19 protein-coding genes, 2 tRNA genes and 1 riboswitch are annotated in these 25378 nt (G+C 72.1%); of the genes, 5 read left to right on the top strand and 16 right to left on the bottom strand.

Translation table 11 applies throughout. The features are described 5' to 3' along the window. Positions 1-95: 95 nt before the first annotated feature. The 5 genes from BM339_RS30730 to BM339_RS30750 form a co-directional block, all read right to left on the bottom strand. Positions 96-168: transfer RNA gene (locus BM339_RS30730), tRNA-Lys, on the bottom strand. A 73-nt stretch (positions 169-241) separates the two neighbouring features. Further along, positions 242-811, bottom strand: coding sequence for a response regulator transcription factor (locus BM339_RS30735; RefSeq protein WP_021591903.1), 570 nt, complete (start codon positions 809-811; stop codon positions 242-244). Positions 812-937: 126 nt separating this feature from the next. Then, a tRNA-His gene (locus BM339_RS30740) sits at positions 938-1013 on the bottom strand. 54 nt (positions 1014-1067) lie between these two features. Next, entirely contained in the window at positions 1068-1664 is a 597-nt protein-coding gene (gene orn, locus BM339_RS30745) for an oligoribonuclease (protein ID WP_075023107.1), read from the bottom strand. A gap of 52 nt (positions 1665-1716) precedes the next feature. Beyond that, positions 1717-2367, bottom strand: coding sequence for a pyridoxamine 5'-phosphate oxidase family protein (locus tag BM339_RS30750; protein ID WP_075023108.1), 651 nt, complete (start codon positions 2365-2367; stop codon positions 1717-1719). A 116-nt stretch (positions 2368-2483) separates the two neighbouring features. Between BM339_RS30750 and pdxR the strand changes: the two genes are divergently transcribed. Then, positions 2484-3803: a MocR-like pyridoxine biosynthesis transcription factor PdxR gene (gene pdxR / locus BM339_RS30755; protein WP_075023109.1), complete on the top strand. Its 1320-nt coding sequence runs from the start codon at positions 2484-2486 to the stop codon at positions 3801-3803. A gap of 45 nt (positions 3804-3848) precedes the next feature. Here the strand turns inward: pdxR and BM339_RS30760 are convergent, their stop codons facing one another. Further along, positions 3849-4541 (bottom strand): hypothetical protein, encoded by a 693-nt coding sequence (locus tag BM339_RS30760; protein ID WP_052357211.1) that lies wholly within the window; start codon positions 4539-4541, stop codon positions 3849-3851. Positions 4542-4972: 431 nt separating this feature from the next. Between BM339_RS30760 and BM339_RS30765 the strand changes: the two genes are divergently transcribed. Next, positions 4973-6058: a phosphotransferase family protein gene (locus BM339_RS30765; RefSeq protein ID WP_024934043.1), complete on the top strand. Its 1086-nt coding sequence runs from the start codon at positions 4973-4975 to the stop codon at positions 6056-6058. Positions 6059-6110: 52 nt separating this feature from the next. Here BM339_RS30765 and BM339_RS30770 read toward each other — a convergent pair whose 3' ends face one another. The 3 genes from BM339_RS30770 to BM339_RS30780 all read right to left on the bottom strand — a co-directional run bounded on the left by BM339_RS30770 (position 6111) and on the right by BM339_RS30780 (position 11878). Beyond that, complete coding sequence (locus BM339_RS30770) at positions 6111-7580, bottom strand: RNA polymerase sigma factor (protein WP_075023110.1); 1470 nt, start codon at positions 7578-7580, stop codon at positions 6111-6113. A gap of 218 nt (positions 7581-7798) precedes the next feature. Further along, positions 7799-9307 (bottom strand): RNA polymerase sigma factor, encoded by a 1509-nt coding sequence (locus tag BM339_RS30775; protein ID WP_075023111.1) that lies wholly within the window; start codon positions 9305-9307, stop codon positions 7799-7801. 282 nt (positions 9308-9589) lie between these two features. Beyond that, complete coding sequence (locus BM339_RS30780) at positions 9590-11878, bottom strand: substrate-binding domain-containing protein (RefSeq protein WP_024934041.1); 2289 nt, start codon at positions 11876-11878, stop codon at positions 9590-9592. Between the two features lie 272 nt (positions 11879-12150). On the opposite strand from BM339_RS30780, the gene BM339_RS30785 reads away from it, so the two are divergent. Next, the gene (locus BM339_RS30785) at positions 12151-12984 is read left to right on the top strand and encodes a TrmH family RNA methyltransferase (protein ID WP_075023112.1); all 834 of its coding nucleotides are present in this window, start codon (positions 12151-12153) and stop codon (positions 12982-12984) included. Between the two features lie 113 nt (positions 12985-13097). Then, entirely contained in the window at positions 13098-13496 is a 399-nt protein-coding gene (locus BM339_RS30790) for a hypothetical protein (protein WP_075023113.1), read from the top strand. 24 nt (positions 13497-13520) lie between these two features. Here BM339_RS30790 and BM339_RS30795 read toward each other — a convergent pair whose 3' ends face one another. The 5 genes from BM339_RS30795 to BM339_RS30815 form a co-directional block, all read right to left on the bottom strand. Next, positions 13521-13889 (bottom strand): hypothetical protein, encoded by a 369-nt coding sequence (locus BM339_RS30795; RefSeq protein WP_075023114.1) that lies wholly within the window; start codon positions 13887-13889, stop codon positions 13521-13523. Positions 13890-13998: 109 nt separating this feature from the next. Further along, a complete protein-coding gene (locus tag BM339_RS30800) occupies positions 13999-14967 on the bottom strand; it encodes a hypothetical protein (protein WP_075023115.1) in 969 nt (322 codons plus the stop codon). 145 nt (positions 14968-15112) lie between these two features. Beyond that, positions 15113-15481 carry a hypothetical protein gene (locus tag BM339_RS30805; protein ID WP_075023116.1) on the bottom strand — a complete coding sequence of 123 codons (369 nt, stop codon included), beginning with the start codon at positions 15479-15481 and terminating at the stop codon, positions 15113-15115. Beyond that, positions 15478-19263, bottom strand: a complete 3786-nt coding sequence (locus tag BM339_RS30810) for an SseB family protein (RefSeq protein WP_075023117.1) — start codon at positions 19261-19263, stop codon at positions 15478-15480. Before BM339_RS30810 ends, BM339_RS30805 begins: the two co-directional genes overlap by 4 nt. Before the next feature lie 101 nt (positions 19264-19364). Beyond that, the gene (locus BM339_RS30815) at positions 19365-20645 is read right to left on the bottom strand and encodes an aminotransferase class V-fold PLP-dependent enzyme (protein WP_024935170.1); all 1281 of its coding nucleotides are present in this window, start codon (positions 20643-20645) and stop codon (positions 19365-19367) included. Between the two features lie 41 nt (positions 20646-20686). After that, positions 20687-20803, bottom strand: a riboswitch (SAM riboswitch). Between the two features lie 50 nt (positions 20804-20853). Between BM339_RS30815 and BM339_RS30820 the strand changes: the two genes are divergently transcribed. Continuing rightward, positions 20854-21237: a hypothetical protein gene (locus BM339_RS30820; protein ID WP_021600038.1), complete on the top strand. Its 384-nt coding sequence runs from the start codon at positions 20854-20856 to the stop codon at positions 21235-21237. Between the two features lie 37 nt (positions 21238-21274). Here BM339_RS30820 and BM339_RS30825 read toward each other — a convergent pair whose 3' ends face one another. Next, positions 21275-23908, bottom strand: a complete 2634-nt coding sequence (locus BM339_RS30825) for a transglycosylase domain-containing protein (protein ID WP_244938419.1) — start codon at positions 23906-23908, stop codon at positions 21275-21277. Positions 23909-24119: 211 nt separating this feature from the next. Beyond that, positions 24120-25265, bottom strand: coding sequence for an FKBP-type peptidyl-prolyl cis-trans isomerase (locus BM339_RS30830; protein WP_021598226.1), 1146 nt, complete (start codon positions 25263-25265; stop codon positions 24120-24122). Positions 25266-25378: the final 113 nt, after the last annotated feature.

Below are 25378 nucleotides of genomic sequence, written 5' to 3' on the forward strand. Positions count from 1 at the left end.
GCGAGGCGTTTCGTGCCCTCGTGGGCGGACGCGGCGATGGCCGGTCCAATTTGGCCAGATGCACTCTCGAGCGAGAATGTCTTGGTCGGGCGGGGTGCGCCGTCAGGGACTTGAACCCCGAACCCGCGGATTAAGAGTCCGCTGCTCTGCCAATTGAGCTAACGGCGCCTGTCGGTGTGGGCCCTGTGGGCCTTGCGACAGGAAGAACAGTATCAGGAGCGGCGGACCAGTGCGAACCGGTTCAGTCGCGGGCGGGGAGGACGCTCATCATGCCGCGCCAGAGGGCGATGGCGGTGGCGCGGGAGCTGACGCCGAGCTTGCCGTAGATGCGGTTGACGTGGTTCTTCACGGTCTTCTCGCTGAGGAAGAGCTGGCGGGCGATCTCGCCGTTGGAGCGGCCGGTGGCGATGAGGTCCATGACCTCGGCCTCGCGCGCGGACAGGCCGAGGCTGGTGCGGGACGCGGCGCGGACGCCGCGGATGAGGTCGCGGGCGGTGAAGGAGCCGGGGACGAGGTGGCCGCAGGCGCCGGCGCGCAGGGCGGCGTCGACGGCGTGCTGGTCGTCGGTGGCGAGGACGAACACGCGGGACGCGGTGCTGAGGGGGGAGGTGTGGTCGGCGGCGGCCGCGTCCAGCAGGACGATGTCGGGGCGCAGGCGTTCGGCGAGGTCGAGGGCCGTGGCGGGGTCGTGGGTGTCGGCGACGACCTGGAGTTCGTCGCTGGCGTCCAGCAGGGAGATCACGTCGGCTCGGACCCGGGGGTCCCCGTCCACCACGAGTATGCGGAGCGGGGCCGTCTCGTCGACACTCATCCGTCGCCCTTGGCGTGTCGGTGACATCTCTAGGGTGGGAGCATAACGGGACGATCTTCGAGAGTCGATCGGCCGCGCCGAGGGGACGGCGAAGGCCCCGGCCTTGAATGACCGGGGCCTCGCGTCTGGGGTGAGTGAGGGGACTTGAACCCCCGACATCTTGGACCACAACCAAGTGCTCTGCCAGCTGAGCTACACCCACCGTGGCCGGGATCGCGCCCGGCTCCCAGTAGTGTAGCGGCTCCCCGGGGGTGGGTCAGCCGGAGGCGACCTTGGCGGCGATGGCGCGGGCGGTGTCGGAGTCGGGGCCGGGCTGCTGGACGAAGACGGCGGCGCGGTAGTAGCGCAGTTCCTGGATGCTCTCGGTGATGTCGGCGAGGGCGCGGTGGCCGCCCTTCTTCTCGGGGCTGGCGAAGTAGACCCGGGGGTACCAGCGCCGGGCGAGCTCCTTGATGGAGGAGACGTCCACCATGCGGTAGTGGAGGTGGGCGTCGAGGGCCGGCATGTCGCGGGCGAGGAAGGAGCGGTCGGTGGCGATGGAGTTGCCGCAGAGGGGGGCCTTCTTGGCGTCCTTGACGTGCTTCTTGATGTAGTCGAGGACGACGTCCTCGGCCTCGCCGAGGGTGATGCCGCCGGGGAGGGCCTCCAGGAGGCCGGACGTGGTGTGCATGTCCCGGACGACCTTGGTCATCTGCGTGACCGACTCGGGCGGGGGCTTGATCACGACGTCGACGCCCTCGTCCAGGATGTTGAGCTCGCTGTCGGTGACCAGTGCGGCTATCTCGATGAGCGCGTCGTTGCGCAGGTCGAGTCCCGTCATCTCGCAGTCGATCCAGACCAGCCGCTCGTTCATGGACTCACCCTACGGCCATGACCGACCGCACGGGGCATCGCGGGCGATCGATTTAGGAGGTCACACGGCGGGCGATATGCCCCGGGACGGGGATGCCGGGACGGAGGAGGGGGTCCGGGGCGGGTGTGCCGAAGGTCTGGTGGACGGGGAGGACCCCGGCCCAGACGTCGAGGTCGTAGTCGGGTTCGTCATCGCTGGGCGGTCCCTGCCGTACCTTGACGGACGCCTCGTCCAGGGGAAGGGCCAGTACGGAGACGCCTGCGAGTTCCTTGCGGGTGGGCCGGCGAGCCGCGTCCCACTGGCCGGGGGCCATCTGCTCGGTGATGACGCGGAGGCTGTGCAGCTTCTCGTCGGTGTCGGAGACCAGGCGGGGCGTCCCGTAGATGAGGGCGCTGCGGTAGTTGATGGAGTGGTGGAACAGGGACCTGGCCAGGACGATCCCGTCCAGATGGGTGACGGTGATGCAGATTTCCTGGGACGGTCCGGCTCTGAGGCTGCTCGCTCCGGACGAGCCGTGTATGTAGAGGGTGTCGTCCTGACGGCCGTAGCCGGTGGGGATGACGCGTGGTGAGCCGTTCACGATGAGGCCGAGGTGGCAGATCATGCCGTCGTCGAGGATCTCGTAGAGGACGGAACGGTCGGTGCTGGAGCGCTCGGGGTATCGGCCCAGGCGTGTGCGGGCGGTGGAGGAGAGTGGGTTCATGCCCGTTTACGCTAGGAGGGGAGTGGCCTGGTGGGTATGGCCACTCGACGCGTATAGGCGGGGACCACTTGTCGATCGATCTGCCCCTGTCCGTGGAGAGGGACGGTAAGGAGCCGATGAGCGCGCAGCTCGTCGGTCAGTTGCGTGCCGCGATGGGGGAGGGACGTCTGGCCGCCGGGGAACGGCTTCCGTCCAGTAGGGCGCTGGCAAATCTCCTTGGTGTCAGCCGGACGGTCGTGACCGAGGCCTATGAGCAGTTGTACGCCGAGGGCTGGCTAGAGGGACGGCATGGTTCCGGCACGTACGTCACAGAGGGAGTGGCGGCCGCACCTGTTCCGGCGCCCCAGAGGGTGAAGACGAAGCCGCTCCGCAGGATGGCGGCCGCACATGAGATTGATCTGAGACCTGGAACGGCGTGGATCGGGGCGCTGGACACGCCCGCATGGCGCAGGGCATGGCGGCTGGCGGCGGGGATGCCGCCGCAGCAGCGTCAGGAGGGGCACGGGCTGCCCGGCCTGCGGGAGGCGCTCGCCGACTACATCAGGCGTAGTCGCGGCGTGACCTGCCCTCTGGACGGCCTTCTCGTGACGCGGGGAGCGACGAACGGGCTCGATCTCCTGGCGGCGACCGTGCTCCGGCCGGGCGATCGCGTGGGCGTCGAGGAGCCCGGCTATGGCAAGGCCCGGACGGTCCTCATGGGGCGTGGCGCCGAGCTCGTCCCCTGCCCCGTCGACGAGCACGGCCTCATCGTCGACGGCCTGCCCGATGACCTGCGCATCGTCTATTCGACGCCGTCGCACCAGTTCCCGATGGGCGGTGTCCTGCCCGTGCCGCGCCGGCAGGCCCTGCTGGCGTGGGCGAGGCGCAACGGGGCGCTGATCGCCGAGGACGACTACGACGGCGAGTTCCGCTACGACGTCGCGCCCCTGCCCGCGCTGTACGGGCTGGATCCGGACGTGGTGATCTATCTGGGCACCTCGGCCAAGATCCTCACGGCGGACATGGGCGTGGGCTGGCTCGTCGGACGCCCCGACCTGGTCGCCGAGGTGGCGCTGCGGCGGGAGGAGCTGAACGACCGGACCGCCGTGGTGCCCCAGGACGCGCTGAGGCTCCTCCTGGAACGCGGCGATCTGGACCGGTACATCCGCCGGATGCGCGGGGAGTACGCGCGCCGCCGCGAGGTCGTGGTGCGGGCGCTCGACGGCCTGTCCCTGCGCGGCGACACGGCAGGCCTTCACCTGGTCGTGGACGTGCCGGGGCCGGTGGCCGGGCGGGCCGCGGACGAGGCGGCCGAGCGCGGCGTCCTGGTCGAGACGCTCGACCGCCACCACATGGGTCCGGTGCGCGCGTCGGGCCTGGTGATCGGGTACGGCGCCGCCGCTTCCCTCACCGAGCTGCGCAAGGGGTGCGAGGTCGTCCGGGACCTCGTCGGGTAGCGCGAAAGGGCCGACGCGCCCTGGGGCCCATCGGCTGCGAGCCGGTCAGTTGGCGGACGGTCCCACGGGCACCGGCTCGGAGGCCGGGCGCAGCGGTGCGGGGCGTCCCGGGGGCGGGGGGTCGTTCTGCGGGGGGCGGACGGTGTCGGGCGTGCGCGGACGGGGCGGCAGCAGGCGGGGTCCGGCCGCGGTGCCCGGGACGCGGGGCTTCGGGATGGCGGCGAGCGGCGTGTCGGGCCCGGTGATGCGCCGGATGTCGATGCCGCCGGGATCAGGGCGGTCGAGCACCGGGACCTGGGACGCGCCGTAGTGCCCGCCGCGCGCCCAGTCCCTGCGGTTCCGGTGCGCGTGGTACGACTGGGGCGAGGGGAGCGGCGGGCCGGCCGGCCAGCGGCGCGCGACGCCCCACGCGTCCAGCCAGGCGACGATCGCGTCGATGCCGGTGAGCAGCGATCCGGTGAACGGCGACCGGGACTGGCCGATCACCATGAGCTGCGCGCAGACGCGCCCTTCCCGGCCGATCCGCCCGCCGAGCAGCCGGGCCGCGCGGGTTATCGGGAGGAGCTGGACGATCTCGCCGGTGCCGGGATGCCACACCAGGTGCGCCGCCCGGTCCTCCTTGAGGAGGTCGGCGGCCACCGAGCGCGCGGAGACGGTGTGCGGGTCGTACTCGCCGGCGCACCATACGGCGCGGGGAGCACCCCCTCTCAACGCTCCACCGTCATGTCGTGCCGGCATGCGGCCGGCTCCCGGCAGCCATGCGTCTGCCACGGTGCGTCCCCCCCAATCGGGCGGTCTGACCCCGAGTGGTCTAGTCCTCTTCTCTTAGCCCAGCGGGACTCTTAAGTCCAGCCTGCCGTCTCATGGGCCGGATGACGGCTAAGGACATCCGTGCCGGGTAGAGCCCAGTTTGCTCGGGTGTCGGTGCAAATGGGTACCCCGCGTGTCCGAGCATTCCACCTTGTGTCACCTTTTTCCTCCGGGTGTCCCCGGGAATCCGACTCCGGTGTCCGCCGGTCGGCGGTGTCCGCGCAGGTCAGCCGCCATGCTGAAGGTCCGGTGAAGCCCGGCTGCAAGTCGGCCGGAAGTGGCCGGGGTGGCGTCGCTCACGGCGCGGGTACCCCGGTGGGGTTCACAGCCCAGACCGAGCCGCGTTCTAATAGGACGTCATGACCGTTGACGCAGAACTTCCGGCCGGGGTGCCCGGTATCGACGTCCCCCGGCTGGCGGCCTGGCTGGCCCGCGAGCTGCCCGGATCGGGACGGATCACCGCGATCGACCTGATCGCGGGCGGGCGTTCGAACCTCACCTACGGCATCACGCTGGACGGCGGCCGCCGTGTCGTGCTGCGCAGGCCGCCGCTCGGGCACGTCCAGCCGACGGCCCATGACATGGGACGCGAGTACCGGGTGCTCAGCGCCCTCGGCCACGGGACGGCGGTGCCGGTGCCGAAGACGCTGGCGTTCTGCGACGACGAGGACGTCATCGGCGCCCGCTTCTACCTCATGGACTTCGTCGAGGGACGCGTCCTGCGCGCCCGCGAGGACGCCGGGGACATGACCCCCGAGCAGGCGCGCGGCCTCAGCGAGGCGCTGGCCGGAGCGCTCGCCGCGATCCACACGGTCGACGTGGAGGCGGTCGGGCTGGAGGACTTCGGCCGTCCGAGCGGCTACATGGAGCGCCAGCTCAGGCGCTGGGGCAAGCAGTGGGACGGCTCGCAGGAGGCCATCGGGGCGACCGGCACGAGCCGCGACCTGCCCGAGTACGACCGGCTCGTCGCGCGGCTCGCCGAGCGGATGCCGGCCGACTCCCCGGCGCGGCTCGTCCACGGCGACTTCCGGCTCGACAACGCCCTGGCCCGGCTGGAGCCGCGCCCGGAGATCGCCGCCGTCGTCGACTGGGAGATGTCGACGCTGGGCGACCCGCTGTCCGACCTCGGGCTGACGCTCGTCTACTGGGCCGAGGCCGCCGACGAGCGGGAGCTCCCGGTCGGCGCCACGATCACCTCAGCGCCCGGCTTCTTCACGCGCCGCGAGTTCGCCGGCCGGTACGCCGCGCTGACCGGCTTCGACCTCGCGGACATCGACTTCTACGTCGCGTTCGCGTGCTTCAAGCTCGCGGTGATCCTGGAGGGCATCCACGCCCGCTACCTGCAGAACGCCACCGTCGGGGAGGGGTTCGACCAGATCGGCGCCGGGGTCCCGCTCCTGCTGGAGCGCGCACACGCGACCCTCGACGCCGGTTTCCTCCGGTAGGCGGCCCGGACCTGCCCCGCGGGCGCGCGCAGATCACGCGGCGCGCACCCGCTCAGCACGTATAGGTGACCGACACGGAGCGGCCCGAGACCGACACGGTGCCGGTCTGCTGGCCCAGGCAGAAGCCGGACGTGCGTGACACGCGCACACCGCTGCTCTCTCCCGCGTCGAGATGCCCGGAGCCGCCGGCCCGCACGGGGCCGGACGTCCCGGTCACGCGCCAGTTCACCGGACCGCCGACCGCGGTGACCCGGACGGTGCAGGAGTTCCCCCGCCCCATGTCGCAGCCGCTCACCGACAGGTCTCCCGGCGTCGGCGGCTTCGGCGCCTCGGTCGAGGGCGGGGCCGGCGGCTTGCTGGACGGCGTCTTCGACGGGCTCTTGGACGGCGACGGCGACTTCGACGGCGACTCCGACTCGCTCGGGGACGGCGACGACACCGTGGGGGACGGGTCTCCCGGCGTCGGCTCGGGCGCGCCCGAGTCACCGGGCGAGCCGCCGCCGGGGGACGCCGGGCCGGTCGCGGAGGCGTTCGTCCCGCCGTTCCCGCCGCCCAGCCAGGCCATCGCGCCGCCGAACAGCACCAGGACGCCGACGCCCACGGCGACGGCGGCGAGCACGGGGCCGCGGCGGCGGGGCGCCCGGTCGCGGGCGCGGGGCGCGGTCTGCTGGTAGGGCAGGGGCCAGCCGTACTCGTCGAACGGCTCGGTCCACGCGGCGATGGCGCGGCGGTTCCCGGCGCGGTCCTCGGCGGTCGCGGCGGTCAGCACGTCCAGCCGCAGCTCGGCGGGGATCGCCGCGATCGGCAGCACCGACAGCAGCCGGTCCGGCGGCAGCGGCGGCGTCTCGCGGGCGCCGCAGACCGGGCAGCTCGCCACGTGCCGGACGAGCGAGGCCGACGTCTGCGGGGACAGCGGCCACGACTCGGTCAGCGCGGAGACGCTGGGGCAGTCCTTCCAGTGGTTCTGCGCGATGAGGGACGCGTGCAGCGCGGCGGCGAGGTCCTCGCGGGCCTTCTCCACCAGCGCGAGGGTCTCCTCCAGCGGCATGCCGAAGACGCCGGACAGGTCCACCTCGTCCAGCTCGTGGCGGACCGAGAGGTCGATCGCCTCGCGCTGCCGCCCGTTGAGCGCGGCGAGCGCGCTGTGCGCGAGCAGCCGGCGCTCCTCGCGGCGGGCGAGCTGCTCGGGGGTGAGCTCGTCGTCGGCCTCCGGGGCCTCCTGCCCGGTGTGCCGGTTGGGGCTGTCGCGGCGCCGCATGCACTCCTTGCGGGCGATGGCGTACAGCCAGCCGCGCAGCCGGTCCGGCTCGGTGAGCCGGTCCACGTGCTCGCGGGCGGCGATCACGACGTTCCGCAGCGCGCCGGCCGCCTCGACGCGGTCGCGCAGCAGGCCGTGGCAGTAGTCGTACAGGAACGGCGCGTAGGTGTCGTACACCTCGGTCAGTGCGATGACGTCCCCGGCTCGCAGCGAGTCCGCCAGCCTGACGTCATCGTTCTGCCGGGGCCCTGGCTCACCGGCCAAGGGAACCCTCCCAGTCGATGGTCTTCGATGTGCTAGATCGTGCCCCCGGTGAGCCCCGACACCTGGCCGGCCGACTCTGGTTGCCTGATCTTGCCACCAAGTCGCTGGAATTTCTCCCCTTTGGGCCGATTTTAGTGACCGGGGCGGTACTCGCTGTGGCCGAATCGCCTTGTGGAACGGTACTTGCGAGTAGGAATGTGATCTATATCACGTTTGCGTCAGTCGCCGCCCGGACCGTCGCCCGGGGGCTCCTCGTCGCACGACAGCGTGACCGAGCCCGTGCCGCCGGGGGAGAAGCTGACCGTCCCCGATCCACCGGGCGGCGTGCACGTGCCGGAGACACGGACGGAGGTGCTCTGCCCGCTGCGGAGCGTGCCGCCGCCGCCGGCGCTGAGGCCGCCGGATGTGCCCGTGACGGACCAGGTGACCGTCCCGCCCACGGCGCGCACCGGGAGATTGCAGCTGCCCCGTCCGGGACCGCTGATCGTGCAGCCGCCCACCGACAGCCTGCCGGTCCTCGGCGCGCTGCTGGTCGCGGACGGCCTGGACGTGCGCGTCGGCGTGCGCGTCCGGGTCGGCGTCGGGGTCGGGCTGGTCGTGGTGGGCGTGGGCGTCGGCGTCTCCGACTCGGTCGGCGACGGGCTGTCCGACGGGCTCTCGGAGTCGCCCGGGGAGGACGGGGAGGCCGCCGAGCCCGGCGCCCCGCCCGAGGGTCCCTTGGCGGCCGTCGGCTCGCCCGACGAGCCGGACATCACGTAGAAGGCCCCGGCCACGATCACGATGACGGCCACGGCGGCGGCCAGCGCCGCCAGGAGCCCGCGCGGAGGGCGCCGCCCGGAGGGGTCCCGCGCGTCCGCGCGGTCGAGGCCGTGCGGCCAGCCCCAGGCGTCGAACGGTTCGGCCCCGTGCGCGATCGCGGCGAGGTCGGCCGCCAGCGCGGGGTCGGTGGCGGTCGCCATGACGAGCCCGCGCAGGTCGGTCGGCATCATCGCGACCGGCAGCACCTGCAGGAGCCGCGCCGCGGACACGGTCCGGTCGCGCCGCGGACCGCAGATGCCGCACGTCTGGATGTGGTGGACGAGCCGCCGCAGCACGGGCGGCGGCAGCGGCCCGGTGCCGTCGCCGGCGATCGCGGCGATCTCCGGGCAGTCGTCGCGCCCCGCGCGGGCGAGGTAGCCGGCGGCGAGCGCGTCGTCCAGGCGGGCGTGCGCCTGGCCGGTCAGGTCGGTGGCCTCCTGGGCGTCCATGCCGAGGACGCCGCCGACCTCGCCCGCGTCCAGGCCGTGCCGCAGCATGAGGTCCAGCGCCTCGCGCTCGCGCCCGCGCAGCCCGGCCAGGGCGCCGTGGACGAGCCGCCGGGCCTCCTGCCGCCGGGCCTGCTCCGCCTCGTCCAGGAAGCCGTCCTCGACCTCGGGCGCCTCGTGGCGCTCGGCGGGACGGTCCGGGTCGCGCAGCCGCCGCATGCACTCGTTGCGGACGAGCGCGTAGAGCCAGCCGCGGAACCGGTCGGGCTCGCGCAAGACTGACACGTGCGCGTAGGCGGCGATGAGCGCGTCGTGGAGTGCGCCGGCCGCCAGGTCCTGGTCGCGCAGCAGCGCGTGGCAGTAGTCGTACAGGCGGGCCGCGTAGCGGTCCATGACCTGGATGAGGGCGCCTGGGTCGCCCGCCGCCAGCGACCGGGCCAGGCGCTCATCGTCGGCGCGATCGAGACTGGGCCAACCGGACACGAGGTCCTCCCGCGGGCTGTTCGGAAATCCTCGTCCGCACCATCGGGGACGGGCTGAGAAGAGCTGAGAGGGGAGCGGTGTTCTCTCCCGGCGGCCCCGGTCCTCCGGACCGGCCGCCTTCCCTGTCACGGGCCAGGGAGGAAGGTGAGTCGGAGGCCCGACGGCCCCGCTCCCCGTCGGGCCTCCACATAGAAAGACGATCGGGTCCCGCACCCGGTTGACACCGAACGCAGGGAAAATTCCAGAACTACCCGGCGCGTCCGGAAGATCACCGGCAGGTGATCACTGGATGCGGCGGGACAGCATCTTCAGGAAGATCTTGGAGATCTCCTGCGGCGTCTGCGCGACCTGGACGTTGCCGTTCGTCGCCGCGGCGATCTGCTCCAGCTCGTTCTTGTCGACCCCCTTGCCGAAACCGATCATGTTGACCTGGATCGGCTTGTTCGGGTCCTGCATCTCCTTCAGCTGCTTCAGCGTCTCCTCCAGCGTCGGGCCGCCGTCGTCGTCGTTCTTGCCGTCCGTGAGCAGCAGGATCGAGTTGCCGAACTCCGGCTTGTAGGTCTCGTTCATCTTCTTGTAGGCGGCCAGCATCGTCCGGTACAGGCCGGTGTCGCCGTTCGGCTTCGGCTTCATCTGGTTCAGCGTCGACAGGACGAGCCCGCGCCGCGTGTTCGACCCGATCCGGTCGCCGAGCGCGCCGATCGGGACCGTCTCCTTGTAGGGGATGCCGCCGTTCATGTTCGTCGAGAACAGCCACTGCCCGAGCTCGGTGTCGTTGGACATCATGCTGAGCCCGCCCTGCGACACCTGCGCGATCGCCTGGAGCCGGTTGGTGTTCGGCCCGACCTTCTCGGCCATCGACCCGGACACGTCGATCAGCGTCAGCATGCGCAGGCCGAGCGACAGCTTCGACCACGCCTGCATGACCTTCGCGACGTCGGCGCTCTTCGGCATGGGCAGCTGCCGCGGCCGGGCCGGGCTGACCCCGGCGGCCGGGGTGAACCCGGAGGGCGCCTTGCCGTCCGGCGTCCGGAACCCGGCGTCGAGGACGTCCTTGCGGGTGGCCTCGGTGCCCATCGCCTTCTCCAGCAGGCGGGCGCCCTTCTGCTTGGCGCCGTCCTTGCTGGTCACGGTGAACGGGTAGTCCATCGACAGCGTGCCCTCGATCGGGTACAGCGCCACCGCGGGCTCGGCCGGCTTGGTCCGGTTGTAGGCGTAGAGGGCCTGCTCGGACGACAGCGAGATCGGCTGCTTGCCGCTGCGGTCCTTGCGGAAGCGCTGGAACTCCGCCGACACGTTGGGGACGGTGCTCTCGCGGACGGTCCGGACGATGCCGGTGAAGATCGAGTCGCGGTTGGGGTCGTTCGCCAGCAGCATGCTCGTGACCATCAGCGAGCCCATGCCCGCGGCGTTCTTCATCGGGTCGGGCGCGAGGAGCCGCACCGAGCCCGCCGGGATCATCTGGTTCTTGGTCACCGCGCCGCCCGCGACGCCGCCGGCGGCCTTCAGCAGGTTGTCCCAGGACGGGCTGGCGGTGACGCCCTGCTTCTTCAGCTGCACCGCGAGCGACTGGGGCAGCCCGACGACGATCGGGCTCTGCGCCACGGACGTCTTGGTGGAGACGACGCCGCCCTGCCCGCCCTTCTCGTCACTGGCCTGGGCCAGGGACGTCCACAGGGACGAGTCCGGGATCCACACGTCCGGCCGGTCGTTCGCCACGGCCTGCCCGGACAGCAGCGTCGTCACCGACGCCGGCTCGACCTTCTTCACCGTCGCCTTGACGCACTTGCCGTCGACCTTCTCCTTGGAGTCGTTGAAGCGCCCGGCGGCCTTCTCCACGACCGGCGCGATGTCGGGCGCCGCCGCGACCGACAGGTTCAGCGCGTCGTCGCCGGAGCAGCCGCCCCCGCTCTCGGCGAACGCGTAGACGCCGACGCCGAGCAGCACCGCGAGGCCGACGGCCCCGGCCATCGGCCCGATCAGCGCGGTCGCGTTGCGCTTGCGCTTGCGGCGCCCGTACTCGTAGCCGCCGGAGCCGCTGCCGTACCCGCCGGAGCCGCCGCCGTAGCCGCCCGAGTCACCGGACCCGCCGCCGTAGCCGCCGGATCCGCCGGAGTCGCCCGGCCCTCCGGAGCCGCCGAAGAAACCCGCCCGGCCGCCGTCCGACCTGCTGATGGCGTCGTACTCGCTGTACCCGGTCCCGGCCAGCGGCGAGGACTCGGGGGGCGGTCCCTGCGGCGAGGAGGCCCCGGGCTCCCGCCCGTAGCCGCCGGACCGCCCGGTCCCGTACCCGCCCGTCTCGGACGGGCCGGACCGCCCGCCGTACACCGGCTGCTCCGACGACTGCCGGGGCGTGAACCACTCCGGCGTCTCGCCCGAGGCCCCCGGCGCCATGCCGGGCGGCGCGCCCTGCGGACCCGCCTGCGGCTGGGCGAGCGGCTGCCCCTGCCCGTCGCGCGTCCCGAACCAGTCGGACGACCCGTCGTTGGCCGGGCCGAAGACGGGCGTGGACGGGTCGTATCCGCCGTCGCCCATCCCCTCGGGGATGTCATTGCGATGACGTCCGCTCATGGCCTGACCTCGATTCACCAGAAACCCGCCGATGTTCCACGGCACTGTAGTAGTACGAACCAGAGGTTACAAAGAACTCAAAACTGATAATGACGCAGGTCATGAGCGTATGTCTTGAAGATCCCGGCATTGCCCTCGACCGTCACAACCAGCGATCACAGCGGTACACCCCGGCGTTGACTGTGGACGGCCCGGGTGGAAAAGACCTCCGGGCGGCCAGATCCGGCCGCCGCTTCGCTGAACCATCCCCTGCCCGGCGGCACACTTGGGGGATGGCCCGCCTGATCCCCGTCCCCGACCCCGCGGACCCGCGCCTCGCGGACTACGTCCGGCTCCGCGACGTGAACCTGCGCAAGAGCCTGGAGGCCGAGCACGGGCTCTTCGTCGCCGAGGGCGAGAAGGTGATCCGCCGGGCCGTCGCCGCCGGCCACCCCGTCCGCTCCCTGCTGATGGCCCGCCGCTGGGCCGAACCGCTCGCCGACGTCCTGGACGGCCTGGACGCACCCGCCTACATCGTCGACGACGCCACCATGGAGTCCCTCACCGGCTTCCAGGTCCACCGAGGCGCCCTCGCGTCCTTGGAACGCCTCCCGCTGCCGCCCCTCGAAGCCGTTCTGGCCGGCGCCCGCCGCATCCTCGTCCTGGAGGACCTGGTGGATCACGCGAACGTCGGCTCCATATACAGGTGCGCCGCCGCACTGGGCATCGACGCCATCGTCCTGTCCCCGCGCTGCGCGGATCCCCTGTACCGGCGGTCGGTGAAGGTCTCCATGGGCGCGGTCTTCGCGATCCCCTACATGCGCTTGGCCAACTGGCGCGACGGCCTCGGCAAGGTGCGCGCCGCCGGCTTCACCCTGCTGGCTCTGACGCCCGACCAGGCGGCCACGCCCATAGACGAGGCGTCCACGGGCGACCGTGTCGCCCTCATGCTCGGCTCGGAGGGGGACGGCCTCTCCTCGCACTGGCTCGACGAGGCGGACGAGCCGGTGTGCATCCCGATGAGCCCGGACGCGATGTCCGCCGGCGTCGACTCCCTCAACGTCACCGCGGCCGCCGCCATCGCCTGCCATTCCCTCATGCACAAGAGCGCGTCCGGGAAACGGTGAGGTAACACGCCTCTTCTTATCGTGCCGGCAACGGCAGCTCACGTCGAAGTCCCGTCCTGGATTCGAGATCCGTCCGGCCGGGATATCGACTCCGATAGGCAGGGGAAGCGCAAATGGGTAAGTTCGCTTATGTGGTCAGGGCGTCCGCGGCCGCCATTTTCGCCATGGGTGTTTCGATTCCTCTCGCGGGGGTCGCGGACGCTGGACAGGACGCCCGTGCCCAGACCGCGGCGGCCGGTCGGTACCCCAAGGGCGCCGGGAGCATGGAGTTCAAGGCTCACGGAGAGCACTTCATCCTCACCGACAGTTCCCCGGACGGCGCCGGGGTCTATGTGGAGGCCGTGGCCGGTGACCAGATCCTCCCGGACATGGTGAACACGCGAGGCGCGGGCACCTCGAAGGATTTCAACTATTCGTTGCCGGAGGGCGCCGTCGTCACTTACAGGGTATGTCTCATCGACAACGGAAACGTCCTCGTAAATACGTGCACCGCGGGGCAGGCCGTCGCCTGAGCACAGAGCCCGCCGACCGGGAGCTCAGCCGGTCGGTTCCGCCCCGAACGTCGGGCGGCCCGGCGTCGGCTGCGGGCACGGCGCGCGGAAGCAGTAGATGGTCCCGCCGGGCTTCCTCTGCGGTGACGGCGTGGGGCTGGTCGTCGGCTGCGGGCACGGAGCCTGGACGCAGTAGATGGTGGGCGGCAGCTCCTTCGACGGCACGGGACGGGTGGCGGGCGCGTCGCCGTCCTCGCAGCCGCCGTCCTGCACGAGCCGGCAGGTCGCGGCCCCGATCGATCCGCTGATCCGCTCGCCGACCCCGCTCACCAGAGTGGCCACGACCGTGGCTCCCACGCAGAGGACGGCGACATAGGCGACGGCGCCCTCACCCCTGTCCCGGCGCTCGTTCATGACCGCTTCTCCCCGCTCGGATGCGTCCCGACCATCGAATACCAGCGGCCGGAGAAACGCATGAGCCCGGAGTCCCAAAAGGCGATGGGGCGGCGGACCCGGGCCGGGCCTACCTGCCGAACATGCCGTGGCGGGGACGGCGGTGCGTGCCCTTCGCGCGTCTGGGCGCCCCGGCCGGCTGGCGGCGGCGGCCGAGCCGCACCTGCGTCAGCAGCAGCGAGAACGCGACCAGCAGCGCCGCCAGCCACGCGATCTGCGTGCTGGCCATCCGCTCGAACGTCAGGTCCTGCGCGACGGGCGCCTTGTTGCCCTGCAGGCGGCTCTGCGGCGTCCCCGACCCGGGGGCCGGGCTCGGCGCGACGGACGGGCTGGGCGCCTGGATCGGCGGCAGCGCCACCTGCGGGTTCCGCGCGTCGAACGACGAGTTCGGCGACGGCCCCGCATAACCGCCCGACCCCGACCCACTGGACCCGCTGGAGCCACCGGATCCGCTGCCACCACCCGACGACGTCCCGGAGGACGACGAGGAACTGGCGGACGGCGACGGCGACTTCGTCGGCTTCTTGGTCGGCTTTTTCGTCGGACTCTTCGTGGGCGTCTTCGTCGGCGTGGGCGACTTCGTGGGCACGACGTAGGTGAGGCTGATGGGCTCGGCGGAAGCGGGGTCCACGTCGGCCGCGTCAACGGTGACGCTGATCGTGAACTTGATGGTGCTCTCCGGTCCCTTCTCAGGCACCGTAACCACCGACCCGACGGAGTCGGACTCACCCTCAGCGATGTCACCCAGGTTGCAACCGGCCGTCGCGGCGAACGGATCCCTGCACGTTCCCGAGATCGTCGTGCCCTCAAGGGCGGGCGCGATCCTCGTGACCTTCACGTCCGTCAGGTTGCCGTCCACGGCGCTGACGGTGGTCGTGACAGTCACCGACTGCCCAGGGGCCACGGTCGCGTCACTCGCTTTGACGCTCACCGCGAGCTTGCCCACAGCCGGGGTCCCCGGGTCGGAGGGGGTGGGCGAGTCGTCCGCGACGGCGGATGCGCCGCCGGCGGCGAGGATGGCCGCCGTGCCGAGCCCCACAAAGACCGGTTTTACCGCCGATCGGCAGATCACTGCCGCCGCACCTCCGTCGCGTCGCCGTTGAGCGCCCGTTTCACTACCCGAGGGATCGCCCCGGGAATCATGCGAACATGGATCCCCGGCGCAAATCAACCCGTGTCCGCGATCAGATGAACTCCTCCCGGATGTCCTCGATCTCGGTGCCGGGTGCCCACGTCTGCCAGATGCCCTGGTCAATGCGGTCGAGGCCGAGCGCTTCGGCGACCGGGGCGCGCCCGCCCGCGTACTCGACGCGCAGCCACGATTCATGCTCGCCGACGATGACGAAGCGCTCGCCGCGCCAGCGGCACGTCGTCCGGACGTAGCGGAGCTCCTCGACCTCGGACGCGGGGACGATGCGGCGGAAACGTCCTGGACGGAGCTCCTCGAAGCCGTCCGTCGGGCCGGGCGCGTACAGCCTGATCTCGCCGTCGGCGCCCGGCGCGGCCTCGAAGTCGCGGCCGAGCCAGCGCGCGACGTACCCGTCCCGGATCACTGGGTGGCCTCCGTCCGTCCGTCCCAGGCCTCGGCGTTGGCGTCCGGCCGCAGCCAGGCGAGCCGGTCGGGGTCGTACATGGCGATGAACCGTTCGGACCGGTCCCGGCCGAGGAAGTACATCTCCGCCCCGTACGGCAGCCGGACGCTGACCACCTTGTACTCGCGGATCGACCCGGCGCTGCCCGGCGCGAAGCCGCTGCCCAGGAACGGCGGCCGCTCGATGACCCATCCGGCCTCGCCCCAGGCCGCCATCTCCTCGGCGTCCCTCCCCCCGAAGGGGACGCGGTACAGGTCGGGGCAGTACGCGGGCCACCGGATGACGTACACGCCTTCATCGCCGGGCGAGAACGGGGAGCCGTCGTAGAGCAGCCCGAGCGCCTCGTAGAGCTGGGCGGGCGTCTGCAGCTCGGCCACGTCGCCGGTCGAGTGCACGAACCCGCCGACCCGGTCGTACCCCTGCTCCAGGTACCAGGCGACGTGCCCGTGCGGGACGACCTTCTGCATGATGGTCGGGGACGAGAGACGGTCGTCCAGGTCGGACGGCGGTTGCGGCGCCGGCTCCGGCCGCGGCGGCGGCACGGGGACCTCCGGCCGCGCCGGGACGAGCCCGACCCGGATCGCCCACTCGCTCAGCGCCCGCACCTGGTCGCCGCGCAGCGACGCGCCGATCCGCGTGCCCGGGTTGAGCAGCATCGTCCAGTCTTCGCGGGGCCACGCGCCGATCAGCTCCCGGAAGTCCGCGTACACGAACCGGGACTCCGGCATCACCTCGCGCAGCCTCACGAGCGACGTGAACACCTGCACGGCCGTCGCGCTCCGCAGCGCCGCGTCCCACCGGAACTCCGGCTGCATCGGCGTGACCTCAAGAGGCGCGTCACCGGGGATCGGCACGAGCACGTTCGCGTTCAGCAGCACCCGCAGGAAGGCGTCCGAGTCACCGCCCGCCGCCGCGTCGAAAAGCTCCTGGTCGATCCGGTTCCCCGGCTCGAACGGCGGCTCGGGCTCTTCCACGGCGCGCAACGCCCGGCCCTGCGGAACGTCCGCGCCCCCCGCGTGCCCGGGACCACCCGCATCGGGTGCACCGCCGGCGTCCGGGACGGTGGGCTCCGCCGGGTGCACAGGGCCTGGGGGAACGCCCGGCGCGCCATGCCTGGGACCTTCTCCCTGTCCACCGACCGCTCCGACGCCGTACCCACCCGGTTCTCCGGCGGGCGCGGGCGCTTCCTCCCGCCCGCCTTGCATGGCCGGGGGCGGGACGTTGGGCGCCTCCATACCACTACCGCTCGGCTCACTGGCGGGCGCGAGGTTCTGGGCGCTGGGCTGCTGCCCGGGAACGTCTCTCTGTCCACCAGGCGCGGTCTGAGGTGGGACGTCGAATGCCCCGGTGCCGCTTTCGGTTGCTTCACTGGCGGGGGTCTGTGGGCTGGGGGGCTGCCCTATGTCTCCTTGTCCGCTAGGCGCCGTCTGGGGTGGGACGTTGGGTGCGCCTGTGTCGCTTTCGGTTGGTTCGTTGGCGGGCGTGGGGTTCTGAGGTGCGCTGTGGGTGTCGGGGTCGGCGCCGGTGGGGTTTGGTTGTCCGCCGAGTGTGCTTGCGAGGTCTCCGAAGGGCTCGCTGGGCTGCGGTCCTTGCGGGGCGTGCTGGGGGCCGGGGTGCTGTTGCGCGGGGGTGTCTGCTTGCCCGCCCGGCGCGGTCTGTGGTGGGACGTTGGGCGTGCCTGTGCCGCTTTCGGTTAGTTCGTTGGCGGGCGTGGGAGTTTGGGGTGCGGGGTCGGCGCCGGGGGCGTTTGGTTGTCCGCCGAGTGTGCTTGCGAGGTCTCCGAAGGGCTCGCTGGGCTGCGGCTCTTGGGGGGCGTGCTGGGGCGGGACGTTGGGCGCGCTTGTGTCGTTCCCACCTGGTTCGCCGACGGGTGCGGCGCCTTCCTGTCCGCCTGGTGTGGCTTGGGGTGGGAGGTTGGGTGCCCCTGTGTCGCTTCCGGTCGGCGTCGGCTCGTTGGCGGGTGCGGCGTTTTGGGCTGCGCCTTGCGTGCTGGGGTCGGGCCCCGGGACTTCTACCTGTCCGGCGGGTGTGGCTGCGCCGGTCGCGAAGGGTTCGCTGGGCTGCGGTGCTGGGGGTGTGTTCTGTGGGGCGGGAGGTTGCCCGGGGGCGTCTGCTTGTCCGCTAGGCGCGGTCTGGAGTGGGACGTCCGGCGCGCTTGGGCTGCTCCCGCCCGGCTCGCTGGCGGGGGCGGCGTGGGCGCCCGCGGGTGCTTCGGGCGTCGGTGCCGCGGCCAGGTCCTGGGGGTCGCCGGACGGGCCGGAGTGGCGGCCGGTTCCGCCCGGTGCCGCGGGCACTGGTCCAGTGGCCTGGGCGGGCTCGATGGGGGCGGCTTCCGCGGGCGCCGGCGGGGCGGGGTCGGTGCTGGGGACGGCCGGGGCGACGGGGACCGCCGGCGCCTCCGGGGGCGGCGGGGCGGACGCGGACGGCGGGGTGGCCGGGCCGCGGAGCGTGCGGACCTGGTCGCCCGGCATGGACGCGTCGATGGGGGTGCCCGGGTTCAGGACGAGCGTCCAGTTCGTGTCGGGCCAGTTGGTGACCATCTCCAGGAGGCTCGGCATGATGAAGCGGGACGTGCCGAGGGCCTCGTTCATCCACTTCAGTGACGTGAACAGCTGGATGGACGTGCGGCCGTGGACGGGGACGGGCCGCCACGGGAACTCGGCGTCGCCCGGGACGATGCCCCACGGGGTGTCGGTGTCGGCGGGCACCAGGACCTGTGCGCCGAGGAGGATCTTGAAGAAGCCGTCGGTGTCGCGGCGGCGGGCGGCGTCCAGGAGGCGCTGCTCGATGTCGTTCTGCGGTTCGAAGCGGTCCGCCATGCGCTGGGCCGCGCGCTGGTCGGCCCAGGTGGCGAGGCCGGGGAGCTGCTGGGCGAGGACGGTGCCGCCGGCGGGGGAGCCGGAGTTGATGGCGAGGAGCCAGTCGTGGTTCGGCCAGTAGCGCAGCACGACGGTGAACGGCAGCGTGATGAACTCGGTGCCGGTCCCGGCGGCGCGGGCGGCCTCGGTAAGGCGCTCGGGCGAGGTGAAGACGGGGACGACGGTGGCGCCGTCGACCTCCCTGGTCTGCCAGGGGAAGCCGGGCCGGCCCGGACGCAGCGAGAAGTCGAGGTCGTCCGGGACGGGCAGCAGCACCTCGGTGCCGGCGAGCGTCTGCAGGAACAGGTCGTGGTCGTTGGTGGAGGCGGCCCGCAGCAGGTCGCGCTCGACGTCGTTCGCCGGCTGGAACTCGGTGCGGGACGTCTCGCGGGGCAGGTCGCGGTGCTGGTCGCGGAGCTCCTCCCAGGGGGCGGCCACGCGGCCGACCTGCGGGGGGCGGCCGTCGCCCTCGGCGACCTGCCGGATGAACCAGGACGGCATCCGCGCCTCGATGGGCAGGACGGTGCCGACGCCGTGGGCGGGCGCGTCGATGGCGAGCCACCAGCGGGAGTCCGGCCAGGTCTCCGCGATGTCGCCGAACCGGACCGTCATGAAGTGCTGGTAGGACGGCCCCATGCAGGCGCGCATCGCCGAGGCCGACGTGTAAACCAGGACGTGGACCCGGCCGTCCTCCTCCTGGGTGGGCCAGGACGGCTGCGCCTCGCCCGCGAGGACGCCGTCCACGGCCTCGGGCGGGACGGGTACGACGAGCTCACTGTCCGCTAGCAGGCGGAAGTAGCTCTCCTGGTCCCCGGCCCGTACGGTCTCCTGCAGTCGGTGCTCCAGTTCCGACGTGGGTCGCCACGCGTCGGCCACGGTCGCCACCCCCTGTTTCCTCCGTGCTCGTCCCCGCGCGACTGCCTACGCTACATGGGCGAACAGGACCAAAGAGCCTAATCATCTGACTGCGCGGGAGAGACCGCAGGTCAGCGCTTTGACAGCCCGGCGAGGGCGGTCAGGAGACGGTCGACGTGCTCCTCGGTCGTCCCGATGCCGAGGCTCGCGCGGATGGCGGAGCCGGGTTCCGAGCAGCCCGCCTCACCGCCCAGCAGGTGCCGGACGAACGGGTGCGCGCAGAACTTCCCGTCCCGGACTCCGATGCCGTGCTCGTCCGACAGCGTGAGCGCCACGTCGCGGGCGTCCCAGCCGTCCACGACGAACGACACGATGCCGACGCGCGGCGCGCGGGCGCCCCACAGGGACAGCTCCCGGACGGCCGGGAGCGTGGCCAGCCCGGACCGCAGGCGCGCCACCAGGGCCTCCTCGCGTGCGGCCAGCGCCTCCCACGAGGCGGACAGCGTCTCGCAGGCGGCGGCGAGCGCGATGGCCCCGAGGACGTTCGGCGACCCGGCCTCGTGGCGCTGCTCGGCGGACGGCGCCCACCGCGTCGCCGTCCCGACGGAGGCGCTCGCGCCGCCGCCCTTCAGGTACGGCTCGGCGGCGCGCAGCCAGTCGGCGCGCCCGGCGAGCACGCCCGCGCCGAACGGCGCGTACAGCTTGTGCCCGGAGAACGCGACGTAGTCGAGGCCGAGCGCGGTCATGTCCAGAGGGCGGTGCGGGACGAGCTGGGCGGCGTCGACCGCGATGCGGGCGCCGTTGCGGTGCGCGACGCGCGCCAGTTCCTCGATCGGCCACAGTTCGCCGGTGACGTTGGACGCGGCGGTGACGACGAGCAGCCGCGACCCGATCGGGCAGTCGCGCAGGGCGCGGTCGGCGGCGGAGACGGCGTCGGCGGGGGTGGCGGGCGCGGGGAGGCGCACCGCGCGCTTCCAGGGCAGCAGCGACGCGTGGTGCTCGGTCTCGAACACGACGACGCTCGTCCCGGTGGGCACGGCGCGGGCGAGCAGGTTCATCGCGTCGGTGGTGTTCCGGGTGAACACGACGGCCGAGCGCCGCCACGCCCCGAGGAACGACCGGACGGTCTCCCGCGCCTCCTCGTAGGCGCGGGTCGTGACCTGGGACGCGTAGCCCGCCCCGCGGTGGACGCTGCTGTAGTACGGCAGCGCATGGGTGACGGCCTCGTGCACCGCCTCCAGACAGGGCGCGCTCGCCGCGTAGTCGAAGTTGGCGTAGGGGACCTGTCCGCCGTCCCGCACCGGAACCGGGACGTCCGCCCCGATGACGCGGGGAACGGGGCGAACCCGGACCCCCTCGGGCGGCGTCACAGCAGGGGTGGCGATGGGGGAGCTTGCGAGCAGCGTGGGCATACCGGAACCCTTCGGGTCAGGGACCCCGGGAGAGCCGGCGGGGTCCGCGCTTGCCGGGACGCGGTGGTGCGTCCGGCCAGGTCCTCACCCGGGGCACCCCATCGCGGACGAAGGGTTGCCGGCCAGCAAGCCGGGGCTTGACGCTGGCGCTCATGACCTAATGCGGAATCATATACGCGGCCGATCTGGGCGCAAAGGGGAGGGTGCGATGCGGTACGGGGTGGTGCGGACGGTGGCCGGGGGCGTGGTGGCGCTCGGCGCGTCCGGCCTGCTGGGCGGGTGCGGGATGCTGGGCGGCGGGAACTCCGCCCAGGTGTGCACCGACACCAAGAAGGCGTTCCAGCAGTACGTCACCCAGGTCAGGAGCATCCCGGCGGCGGAGCCGGCGCGGTGGCGGCAGGCCACCGAGCAGCTCGCCGGACGGGTCGACGGCCTGGCGAAGCAGGCCGACGACGCCGCCCTGGAGAAGGCGCTGAAGACCGAGGCGGGCAGGCTCCGCGCCGCCGCGCCGGCCGTCGGCACCGGTGACGTGTCCAAGCTCGACGCCGTGATGAGGGACACGCCGGCCACCATCGGCAAGGCCTGCGACTGACGCGCGGCCCGGGTGCGGCGGCGCGCCGCACCCGGCGCTAGCCTCTGGGGAAGCCGCCGATCGGGCCGTCGCCGCCCCCGCCTCCGCCGCCGTTGCCTCCGCCGCCGCTCCCGCCGTCACCGTCGCCGTCGCCTCCGCCGTCACCGTCTCCGCCCCCGCCGGGCGGTGTCGGGATGCCGGTCGGGATGCCGGTCGGCGGCGTCGGGATCTCGGGCTCCTCGGTGGACGGCGGCGGCGCGGACGGACCGTCGTCCCCGGGCCGCTCCGTGCCGTCCGGCGGCGCCTCGCGCGTCGGGCCGCCGTAGCCGCCGCCCGGCGTCATCGACGGGGACCCGAACGACTCCGGCTCGTAGTCCTTGATGTTCACCGCGTCGCTCATGTACGTGCGCCACATCTGCGCGGGGAGCTGCCCGCCGTACGCGCCGTAGCCGGGGATGTTCAGCGGCTTGCCGTCGCTGCGGAACATCGCGACCGTCGTCGCCATCTGCGGGATGAACCCGTTGAACCAGATCGCGCGGCCCTTGTCGGTCGTGCCGGTCTTGCCGGCGACGTCGCGGCCGTCGGGGAGCTGCGCGTTCGTCCCGGTGCCGCCCTGGACGACCCGCTGCATCGCGTACGTGGCGTCCCGCGCGTTCTGCTGGCTGAACGCCCGCTTGCCCTTCTCGGTGAAGGTCCGCTTGTGGTCCTGGTTGTCGGTGACGGACTTGACGACGAACGGCGCCCGGTACAGCCCCTCGGACGCGAACGTGGAGTACACGCCCGCCTGCTGGACGGGGTGCAGCGACACGATGCCGAGCGGGAACGTGGCGGCGGACCGCTGCTCCGGCTTCATCTGCGACGCCGGGATGCCCATCTTCTCCGCCATCTCGGCGATCTTCTCGGTGCCGATGTCCTGGCCGAGGTTGACGTACGCGGTGTTGATCGAGTGCTGGGTGGCGGTGGCGAGGTTCACCATGCCGAAGTTCTCGTTGCTGTCGTTGCGGATGTCGGAGCCGGCGAAGTACTGCGGGGAGCTGCCGTCATAGGTCGTGCTGAGCGACCTGCCGTCGTCCAGCGCGGCGGCGAGCGCGATCGGCTTGAACCCGGACCCGGCCTGGGCCCAGTCGCCGAAGGCGCTGCTCAGCGCCTCGTCCAGGTAGCCGCGGCCGCCGTAGAACGCGAGGACCTGCCCGGTGGACGGGTCGACCGACACCGCCCCGGTGCGGATCTTCTTGCTCATCCCCTGCGGGGTGTTCTGGGCGACGGAGCGCTTCATCGCGTCCATCAGCCGCTTGTCGAACGTCGTGGTGATCTTCAGGCCGCTCCGGTTGATCTCGTCCTCGCTGTAGCCGCGGCGCTCGGTGAGCTCCTTCTTGGCCACGTTGACCATGTAGCCCTTCTGGCCCTTGAGGACGTCGGTGATCTTCGCCTTGTCCGGGACGGGGAACTTCAGCGACGCGGCCTCGGCGGAGGTGAGCGCGCCGTCCCGGACCATGTTGCCGACGACCGCGCGCCAGCGCTGCTCGGCGTAGGCCCGCTGGGGGCCGCTCGGGTCGGCGAAGTTGCTCGGCTGCTGGATCGCGGCGGCGAGGTAGGCGCCCTCCGCGGGCGTCAGCTGCGAGACGTCCTTGTCGTAGTAGGCGCGCGCGGCGGCCTGCACCCCGTAGGCGTCGCGCCCGAAGTAGATGGTGTTGAGGTACTGCTCCAGGATCCAGTCCTTGGACTTCTCCCGCCCCACCTTCAGGGAGACCATGACCTCCTTGAGCTTGCGGGTGACGGAGCGCTCCTTGCCGATGCCGCCGTAGTAGTTGCGGACCATCTGCTGGGTGATCGTCGAGCCGCCCTGCAGCTGCCGGCCGGTGACCGTGGACCAGACCGCCCGCGTGGTGCCCTGGACCGACACCCCCGGGTCGTCGTAGAAGCTGCGGTTCTCCGCCGCGATCACCGCGTTGCGGGTGCTCTCGGGGATCCGGTCGAGCTTGACGGCGTCCCGGTTCACGCCGGTCTTCGCGATCGGCGTCTTGCCGTCGGAGTAGTAGAACGTGGGGCCCTGCGCGATCGCCTGCTCCTGCGGCGACGGCACCGGCGTGAACAGGTAGGCGACGGCGAACGCGACGACGCAGAAGCCGATGAGGCCGAGCAGCGTGAACAGCGCCCGGCGGAGGAAGCGCGACCTGCGGCTCCGCGGCTTCCGGGGGCCCTTGCCCCCGCCCGCGCCGCCTCCGCCGCGGCCGGATCCGGCGCCGGGCGGCGGCGCTCCACGTTCGGGCGAGGCGGCCATGGTCTTGGTATCACCGGTCGTCGCCTCGCCGACACCATCCGGCACCGTCGCATCCGTGACCGCGTCCTGCTCGGAAGACGTTCCGGACCCGGCCGTCTTCGCCGCGCCCCCGGCGGCGGGAGATTCGGCCGCGGATTCGGCGGCCGTTTCGGTTCCGGCCTTATCGGCGGCGGGCGATTCGGTCTCGCCCGCCTCTTCGGCGGCCTTATCGCCGTTCCGAGATATGTCGCCCTCGCGGGTGAATTCCGCGTCCTGGGTGGATTCTCCGGTGCCCGGTTCGATGTCCTCGGTCAGCGTCGCGGTCGCGGGACCGTCGGCGCCGGCCGGCGTTCCGGCCTCGGTGTCGTGCCGCTCCACCTCGCCCGTCCCGGCGGGCCGTTCGCCCTCCGGAACCTTTTCGCTGTCGCTCACAAGCCCCCCGTGATCAATGCGTTACCGACGATACCTGAGGGGATCCGTGCGCCGGCCGCCCAATGCGCATCTCCTGGCCTCCCAATAGGAGGACGGGCAATGCGCCTCGCCGGTTGTCGTGATGGATGTCGCATCTGCCGGCCTTTCGCAAACGCCGAGCGGCGGGACCCGGCCCCGGGTGCCCGCCGCTCTCGCGTCCGCGCCTCGCGGCCTACTTGTAGACCTTGGCGAGGATGTCCACGACGAACACCAGGGTGTCGTCGCCCTTGATGGTGGGCGGGCTGCCCTTCTTGCCGTAGCCCTCCTCGGGCGGCAGGACGAGCATCACGCGGCTGCCGACCTTCGCGCCGGTGAGGCCCTTGTCGAAGCCGGGGATGGTCTGCCCGCCGCCGATCGGGAACGTCGCGGGCTGCTTGTTGTCCCAGCTGGAGTCGAACTTCTTGCCGGTCTTCCAGATCTTGCCGGTGTAGTTGACCACCGCCTCGTCGCCCTTGGCGAGCGCGGGACCGGAGCCCTCGACGAGCGTCTTGACCTGGAGCTTGTCCGGCGCGTCCTTGTCCGGGACGGTGACCTTCGGCTCCTTGCCGGCGCCCTTGTCCTCGACCTTGGGCAGCGCCTTGTCGTCCAGCTTCTTCTCGGTGCCCTGCGGCTGCTGGCTCTTCGGGACGACGGCCTGGATGTCCATGACGAACAGGATCGCGTCCTTGGCCGAGATCTGCTGCGGGCTCAGCTGGGTGAGCTCCTTCGACGGCGGCAGCTGCAGGACGAGCCGGCTGCCGGCGGTCTTGCCGACGAGGCTCTTGTCGATGTCCTTCAGCCCGCTCTTGCCGACGACGAGGTGCATGGGGCCGCCGCCCTGCGGGTTCTGCGCGCCCTCCTCGTAGGACGAGCGGACCTTCTCGCTGGAGCTCTTCACCCGCGAGTTCTCCTCGTCCTTGTCCTTCGCCCACTTGTACGTGGCGAACTGGACGTAGACGGTGTCGCCGTCCGCGATCGCGGGGCCGGAGCCCTTGATCGGGGTGCTCGTCTTCAGCGTCCTGGTCGGCGCCAGCTTGGTCGGGATCTCGACCTTGGGCTCGGCGGCGAACTTGCCGGTCACCTCGATCTCGGGATCGGGGCGGTTGACCCACCAGTAGACGCCGCCGGAGATCGCCAGCGCGGCGACCACCACCCCGGCGATCACCTTCAGCCGGCGCTTCTTGGCGTCCTTGGCGGTCAGCCCGGACGGCCGGTTCAGCCCGCTGCCGCGCCCCGCGCTGATGCCGTGCGGGGTGAACTCCGGGCTGCGGATGTTCTGGGCGCTCGGGATCTTCGCCTTGACCGCCGGCTTGCCCCGGGGCTTGTCATCCTCGGCCATGTTTCCTCACTCGCGACGGGTTCGACGACACCACGAACGTGACCACCCTTCCAGGGCCGGGCTAAGCACAGCGTGAAAACCGTGTAAAGGCGGCCGACCCGCAATCTACCGGT

It is taken from the genome of Actinomadura madurae, from assembly GCF_900115095.1.
Classification (GTDB): domain Bacteria; phylum Actinomycetota; class Actinomycetes; order Streptosporangiales; family Streptosporangiaceae; genus Spirillospora; species Spirillospora madurae.